Consider the following 8,373-nt stretch of genomic DNA (forward strand, 5'->3'; position numbering starts at 1 on the left):
GTCTTATATGGTTAAGAAAGGCGGGTAATTGTTGAAATTATTTCAGTGTAGGACAGGCAAAATGTTGTTTACCTTTCTCTACCCCCCTTGTTTACCTTTCTCTACCTATTCTTTACCCTTTGTTTACCACTTGTTTACCCTTTCTGTACACCAAGTTAACCCCAGGGTTACCCCACGGTTACCTTTTCTTTACCCTGGGGTTACCTAATTTATTACCTAAAAGGTAAAGGATTCGCGAATATCAGCTATGGAAAAAGTTACCTTGGGGATGACTTGGTAGCACCAGGGGGTAATCAATCTTTGAAACCATCAATTTTATGAGCACAAATGGCCAGCTGAAATATCTTTCGCACATACCGTAAGCAATAGGTTTGATCATATGCTAAGACCAGAAATGCGGTTAATTCTGCGGTATCCGCCAAAATGCTGCCCTTTGTGGTGTTATCTACTTCTAAAAACAGGCTCCCCTAAGGGCTCAAATAACGATTACAGCCTCTTAAAAACAATCAAATTTACTGAGCAATAAGGCTTTATAGTATTTTTCACATTTCTTTTTAATAGAATGTATATTTATTCTATATTTGCAACTCTTAAAAATAACCACATCGATATTTACGTTATTTAGTAAATATTACCCGGCGGGGTAGCTCAGATGGTTAGAGCGCAGGATTCATAACCCTGAGGTCGGCAGTTCGATCCTGCTCCCCGCTACCATAGTGGGCAAATCAAATTTTTGTTTGGTTTSCCCCTTTTTTTTACCCTCAAAAACAGCCTTTAAAGTACCTAGAACGCGTACAGCCTCATTCATTCGAACAGTTCGATGTTGTGTTCCGTCAAAAGTGAGTTTTTGAGGATAGATCGAACTAATTAATCGCCTTTTTCCTTCAGAATCCGCCTCTATATATGTTTCATGAAGGTTTTTGAGCAACCCAGTCGCTTTTCCTATTAATTCACCAATATTCTCTTTTCCCCTGGATAAATCAATAAGTCTATTTTCAAGAATAAGGATATTTCTTTCACAGTCTGATTTGATTTTCCTGTACTCAAAATCAAGAATCACATCATTGAGCATTTTGTCCCTAGCCTTAGAAATTCTATCATTAAACTCCTCCAACTGTTTTTTTACATTGGATAATTCATTATTATCTTCACTTGAAAAAGCTTGATAAACCTGTTTCAAAATCATTACATACGCCTCATGTAACAGTGGATCTATAGTATACTTTTTTAATTCCTCCACAAAAAGCTTATTGACTTTTTCCGCATTATATCTCACCCCACATTTCGAAAAGCAATGGTAATAGTGATAGTGCTTGCTATAACCTTTTGAAGCACTACCTGAGAGCATGTAGCCGCACTTTGGACATATCAGAAAGCCACGTAAGGGAAGCGCATCAGGAGAAGATATAGTTGTCTTTTTGGGTTTGTTTCTGCCGTTCAAAACATCCATAGCTTTATAAAAGATGCTTTCAGAAACTATTGCTTTATGTTGCCCCATAACCGTATGGGCTTCCTCCTCCTTGTATTTCGCAATGGGTATCCTACCGCAGTAAATGGGATTTCTAATAATCTGCCAAAAATTTTTTCTGCCTGTCTTCAACCCTTTATCTGATGCCGCCTTCCAGATCTGATCAATGAACCACTTACCCGTAGATAATTCGTCATATACCCACTTCATTATTGACGCTTGGGGTTCTACAGGACAAATATACTTTCGCCCGTCTTCGGTTACCTTGTTAGTATAACCTATGGGAGCRGGCCCCATCCATCGCCCTTCTTTCCTTGCTCTTCTCATTCCATGAAAAGTATTGAGCGCTCTTCTATCATTCTCAACTTCGGGAGCTGCGAGATAGAAAGCCAGCATCATTTTGTTTTCGGGAATGGAGATATCAAGAGGCTGCTCAATGGCCTGAGGCTCTATACCGAGATCAGCCAAAATTTTTATCATCTGATAGGCATCCCCCGCATTTCTGCTGAATCTGTCCCACTTGGTGAAAAGTACCAAATCCGTTTGTCCTCTCTTCTTTTTTAGATCAGCCAATAATTTTTGCCATGCGGGCCGCACGAAGCTTTTGGCGGAATGATCCTCAAAAACAACTTTCCTCACCTTGATATCTCTGGCGAAACAATATTTCTGTAAAACCTCTTCTTGATTGCGCTGCGAATACCCCTTATCAGCCTGTTCATCAGTGCTTACTCTAATGTATAAATCTGCTGTAATCATCTTTTTAAAACTTGCTCTACTTCCAAAATAGCTAAAACATATAGCAAATCCAAGATTTCCTTCGCTTGATTTATAGACATTTTTACACCTTTTTTCTTTAACATTTCCATTAATTTCTCAGGGGTAATTCGCGCTATCGGAAGATGTCTCATAAGCTGTGGATAAACCTAAAATTAATTACACGTTATGTGATCATTTGTATATTACGTTCGGGATCCAGTGTTTTTTTTTGCCATATGTACTACTTTGGAATTATGCAATTTGGATTTACACCTTTTCTTTCACAAGAGTGATTCGGATAATTTTGAAATCAAAATTCATCGGTAGAAGCAAATTAGCATTACGCTATGGTGGGGTCCACAAGCCACAGGTGAGCGCTGGCCGTTGTAAAAGCATTTTATAAATCCGTTCCAATCTTGATGATAAATTAATGCGGATGATAGCAGAAACTATTCAGGCCTTTAACTACTATGATGTTAATTTTGCTCGAAACTTAGATAACTTCCTACTTTCATCATTTTTTTAGAATACATTACAAATTGGATATTGCGGAATTTTTGGATGATTTATTAGTGTTTTAAGTATTTCCGAGTTCCGAGGAAATACCCGACCTCAAGGGCGCAAGATTTTTTTGTGTATACAAAAATACATCTTGCAAAACACCCGAGTGGTTAAAGGATTACTTCATATAACTCTAATTTATAGTATTTATTTTCGTTTCGATTCATGTTAACTTTAGCCAGATTTGATAAAACAATTTGCTTGACCATTTTTGCTATTTGTCACAAAAAATAAAAAAAGTTCTAGTAATTTTCAAAAAATGCTATAAAGACCAGATCAAAATCTGGCTAAGTTAGAAGAAATAAAAAAAATTTAATGTCTTATATAGAAGATTAAAACTTATTCACTTTAACCATTATGAAATGCTTTAAGTAATGAACTATAAGATAATCTGAAAAATCAATAACTATCCGAGTTCCGCAACTACAAATGCATTGACATCTAAAATCTTAAAATCTACAATACTCCACAAATCAATAATGATCGAAGTGCGCATTAGGATCAAAGCTTCATCATCATCCACCGATTCTCCACTAATCACACGACTCCCTGTTTCCGGATTTTGAGAGTATCTGATTTTTGTTTCCTCAAATCCAGGCTCACGTACTGAAACAGTCAGGGGACCTTGAATTTTGTTGAAACTAAGTTTATACTCCATTTCAAAGGCTTTCCTGAAATTGCAAATTAAGAACTTGTTGCTTACAAAGCGATCGAATGATGTATATACTGGAATGTCATTAAAAGTTCCAATTTTGAGGAACTGGATATCCTGTGCATCGGTTATTAAATTTCCGATTGCGACAAAATTTGGACTGGAGAGTAATTTTTCGTTTTGATATGCAAACTCGGGAGAAGTGATAATAATATCAGCCTCAATTCCTCGATCTATTAGCCGAGAGATAGCCGTTTGAATTACTTCTACAGCATTTCCTCCCGTAATAACCGTTGGTAAGCTTTGATCTACGCGATGAAAAAAGACTTCATCCTCAGTACGCCCTACCAAAGCAGCTAAATCTTCTAATCCGATAATTCGCGAATAGCTACTGCCTTCAATAAAGGCTATACGACCTCTTTCGAGAAAATTAGATTTTCCGACCCTTACCAGTTCATGACCTTGAGATGGTATCTGAGTGTAATTGCCCCATCTCTCAAATATCTTTCTGATCCTAGCTTGCCTTTCCCAGGCGACATAAGCACGGTTCTTAAACTCATTTATTCTTTCAATACTAAGGCCTGCGTGCATTACTTCGTTTTCAACTGCCTTATAACGCTCCTGAAAAGCTGGTTTGAATGCATTCAATATGTTTTCCAGGCTTATATTTAGGGCATCAGAAGTTGAAAGTTCAACAATCGACATCAGCTTTTCGGGTTTCTTAATCATTTCTTTGGCCTTTTCATAAAGAAACTGATAAAGACTTGATATGACGTTTTTCTGTTTGGAATCAACTCTATCAAAATTGATAAAAAATGATCCATTCCTCAGGCATTCAATTAGAAATCCCGTCATCATCCAATCATGTAGTGATACTTTTGATCTACTTCGTTCGATCACTAAATCATAAAACGTAAACTCTGTCCAATTAAGATAGCTACCCTTTAGATTGAAAACAAATATTATATCTTCAAGCAATTGGTTTGATTCATTTATAGGAATTCTGATTAATTCAGAAATTTCATTGAATTCAAAAGCTGTGAGAAATTGCTCGTAACGCAAAAAGTTTATCCAATATTTTATACCAGTCAGCATACGGCGTTGAAGGGTTTGAAAACCCTTGGTTAGATCAAGAATAAACCTCTGTCCATTGCTAGCTAGACTGTACCTATTGAGAAAATGTTGAACACTTCTATCAGCTCTTGAGCTTGAGACAGTAAAATCAGATATTGTTGTTTTAAACCCACCGATATTTTTTGCCTCTACACATTGATATAGAATCGCACTAAATGCATTAAAGCATTCATAAAACTGATTATAAACGGTATCAAGATCACTCTCTGCTTTAACATTTGCAAAGCGAATATTGTCTGGCAACATCATCAAATCCTTTAAGATATTTGATGGTATCGTGTGGGCATATGATCCAAGTTCTTTGTTTTGCAAATCTTGGCTGCCAACTTTATCCATGACCATCCTATTAATTGATGGTGGTAAGTATATGTAATCGAGATGTTGTTTCTCATCAAGATGTTTCACACTATCTATCAGCATCTTTTCTATGAATGCAGTCAACTCGTTCAGTGTGTAGCGATCATTATTTTCGATTGCTAATTCAACCCCCTTGGAAACCATTTCCTTTATTTCATTGAATATCATAAAACTGACTCCTTTATGTTATAGATGCGTTTTAAATCATTTAGCTTTTCGAAAACATCCAAAATCTTTTTAACTTCTTTATGTTTTTTGTCCTCCACTGCCTCATAGTACTTCTTTTCAAAATAATCATAATATCTGTTATCAACAGGCTTAAGATCTTTGGCAGGTTTAAAAATGAAGATTTCAGTGTAGTATCCAAACTTTTTTCTTGCGGTAAGGGGTACCTTTTCAATGAGGATCACATCATCATGAATCTTCGCAATTGAATTGAGCTGAATCTCCTGATAAAATCTATTTGGGTACGAAACTGTCTTTTCAACAAAAGTCTTTAAGTTTTCCAGATTAACGTCATATATTAATAATGAGTTGCGATCATTTATCTCAGCGCTAAATTGAGTTATCACCTGCTGAGATACTCCGGCTCTAAACATATTATGATTAGTAAATTGAACTAAGCCCTCAGCTTGAATAATTTTTTTGTAGATTAAACTGCTGTGACGTTTAAAAAGTTCATCATAAATATTCTTTTTAGATTCCAAGATGAGACCATTCTCCAAAAGATCCTGCACATTTTTTGTGTTAATGAAATAGTAAACAGTTCTGAATAAATGTGCGATACCAACGAGTATGCTCATCACCAGATAAGAACCGATCAGAATTGCATTATAATAGTAATGCTCATGATCAGTAAATGTTTCGCGCAAGGTACCAAGGAATATTAAGCATCCAATAGTCGTTAGTGTATAGATAATGATAAAGTTTAACAGTGATCTTTCATACAATAGCTCATATAAGAATGGCTCTTTTACTGCCATGTTACTAAACAGCATCGCCATCACGGCAAGTGTCATACTTATGATCGTCGCGATATTTGAAGTACGTTGATCAACAATAGTCGCTACAGTTTTGATTTCTATGAACTTAATAAAATCTATATGAATCTTACTTGCTAACCAATCCACGACTGGATTATTAAATAGCAAGAATATGCTTATGACCAAAAAAATAACCGAATACCAATTTTTCTTGGCATTAAAATATTTCAGACAATTTTTGATCGACCGATAATTGTCCTGAATAATCAGGTTAGGGTATTCCGTTTCAAGAAAATATTGAGTTTGCTTTCTGAGAGATTTGTTTTTGAGAGCCATTAAGATTTAATATTTTTTATTTCATAGAACTATCGACTTGATCAAGATAAGTTATTTATTTTAATTAAAAGATGACCTATCGCAAAGTTTAGTGGGAGGAGCAATCATGAGAAAAAGTTTTTAATTACACAGAACAAGTATTTTTTATTTATCGCTATTTTTTTCTCAGTTACTTTATTTCTTGAGCCAAGATTTTTAATTCCTGCATGGCCTTACGAACCCTAGTTCCTGCTGCACTGTTACCAGCAGTATAGAATTTTTCTGCGACTGCTTAAATTGCAGTGATTATCTATTTAATTTTTACAAATTTTTCCATTGTCAATCTTGTGATCTAATTGTCTTTTTAGCTAAGGTATTATATTTTATTATAACAATTCAAATCTAAGCTGTCATTACAATATCTCAATGAAAGCTATGACATATATTAAAAAGGAAACTAGATTTAATTGCGTGAGCGATTGAAATGAAAAGCGCGGTTCGACGAACATGCCATAATATCAAAACTATTAAATCTTGTCTCAAACCACATCAAAAAAAGTTTCGTTAAATTTGATAAATGCGTGATTTAGAGCCACCCTTTGAGTTATACTTTAATTAAAAGATCCTGCGTATCGCAGAACATGAAATTAGTGGTAAAAGAATCATTTATATAAATTTTAATTTAGGACTTTTATTATTGAAATAAGTAATAAATCATTATTTTAAGTTATAATTTACAGGCTAAAATGGACAGTAAAAAATCACCGCTTCGTGCCCAAATGGTAACTCAGGGATGGAAACAATTCCTGACTGCCAGAACCAGGATGCTCAACGCTTATGACATTGCAAAAGAGCAAGAAAGTAACAGAAAGGCAAAGACCAGACATGGTCTTGTAGCAGAAGGCGAATTTAGAAAATGGTTAGCTGAGTTCATTCCCAAACGTTATGGCGTAACCTCAGGCTTTATCATCTCACCTGGTATTTCAAGTTCTGAGCATATGGTTCATTATGATGTGATCATATACGATCAGTTGGAATCCCCAGTATTGTGGATCGAAGACAATCCCGATTCCTCTGACCAAGGAAAATCACTTGCAATCCCTGCAGAATATGTCCTTGCGGTCATAGAGGTGAAATCTGCATTCAATAGAAAGTCCGCAAAGGATGCAGTTGAACACTTGTCAAAGCTCAAGCCATTGCTCGCTCGTGTCGACCCTCCAAACAGTCGTGCCAAGCTCTATCTTCCCGGAAATTTCTTCTGCGCAACAGTATTTTTTGAACTACGAAAAGAGGATGAAAAAGACTTTACTGCATTGGATGAGCTGGTGAATGCGACAATGATCCGAAGATTCTTCGGTGGCATTATACTCCGAGCGGAAACTGAATACAAACGCGACTGCGGAAAAATAATTTTTAGGAATCAAAACGTTGATACCGCAGCTGATCAAAGTACATCATTATCGTTTTGGGCTACATCGAAATCACTGAGGTATAGGGATGATGCATATTTCAGCCTACTTTTGAATTATTCGGAAACATATTTTTCAGAATTTGCATTTGATATCCTTGCCCTATTGAAGGATACCTATCAGCCTCATGTTCTTTCGAGCCTGCACTGCATGGGTTCTACAGCACGGGAAAACGGAAGCTGCATAGAAACGCGATATTTTGATCCCGAAGCTGTCAAAAGATATCAAGAGCAAACAGCGGCAATCCTGAAAGCTCAGGGTTTTGAAGGTTTGGAACCATATCTCTAAAATTTACCTATAATCCCTTATTGTCCTTTCGCGTTAAACTTAAATAAATAATATTTCTGACTGATTTTGCGTAGAACTCTTAAAATAAACGGTATTGACGAAATACATCGTTTTTCTTAACTAAGTGTACGACCCAATCGATTTGTTCCCTCTTCGCCAATCGACTAACAGACAGAAAATCAAAACTTTACAACAATTTTTATTGCCGGTTAGAGGGGATCAATCAATCTTGGTTCATTCAGCTTCAGCCCCATAAAGTTCGTTTTCTGTTGACAATTCCGAAAAAGGTATTTGAAGCTCTTCGATCGTTTTCAACTTCCGAGACTACCAAATACAATGCAAGTATCATTTTATTTCAGGGATATAATATATCTAATGGTTGCTCAATAC

At 36.0% G+C, this 8,373-nt stretch carries 4 protein-coding genes, 1 tRNA gene and 1 pseudogene; 2 read left to right on the forward strand and 4 right to left on the reverse strand.

Annotated features, from left to right (window positions below; genetic code table 11):
• Positions 1-637 precede the first annotated feature (637 nt).
• Positions 638-714: transfer RNA gene (locus AC1DND_RS12315), tRNA-Met, on the forward strand.
• On the opposite strand, the gene AC1DND_RS12320 is transcribed toward AC1DND_RS12315, so the two are convergent.
• The 4 genes and pseudogenes from AC1DND_RS12320 to AC1DND_RS12335 form a co-directional block, all read right to left on the reverse strand.
• Positions 671-2,224: a recombinase family protein gene (locus AC1DND_RS12320; protein WP_477581990.1), complete on the reverse strand. Its 1,554-nt coding sequence runs from the start codon at positions 2,222-2,224 to the stop codon at positions 671-673. The genes AC1DND_RS12315 and AC1DND_RS12320 overlap by 44 nt on opposite strands.
• 967 nt (positions 2,225-3,191) lie before the next feature.
• On the reverse strand, positions 3,192-5,096 hold the full coding sequence (locus tag AC1DND_RS12325; RefSeq protein ID WP_477581985.1) for a hypothetical protein: 1,905 nt from the start codon (positions 5,094-5,096) through the stop codon (positions 3,192-3,194).
• Complete coding sequence (locus AC1DND_RS12330; RefSeq protein ID WP_477581987.1) at positions 5,093-6,247, reverse strand: hypothetical protein; 1,155 nt, start codon at positions 6,245-6,247, stop codon at positions 5,093-5,095. Before AC1DND_RS12330 ends, AC1DND_RS12325 begins: the two co-directional genes overlap by 4 nt.
• A 169-nt stretch (positions 6,248-6,416) precedes the next feature.
• Positions 6,417-6,536, reverse strand: a pseudogene (locus AC1DND_RS12335) (hypothetical protein).
• 436 nt (positions 6,537-6,972) lie between these two features.
• On the opposite strand from AC1DND_RS12335, the gene AC1DND_RS12340 reads away from it, so the two are divergent.
• Positions 6,973-7,983, forward strand: coding sequence for a DUF6602 domain-containing protein (locus AC1DND_RS12340; RefSeq protein ID WP_477581989.1), 1,011 nt, complete (start codon positions 6,973-6,975; stop codon positions 7,981-7,983).
• Positions 7,984-8,373 lie beyond the last annotated feature (390 nt).

The sequence above is a fragment of the Pedobacter sp. 01N416 genome (genome assembly GCF_056399685.1).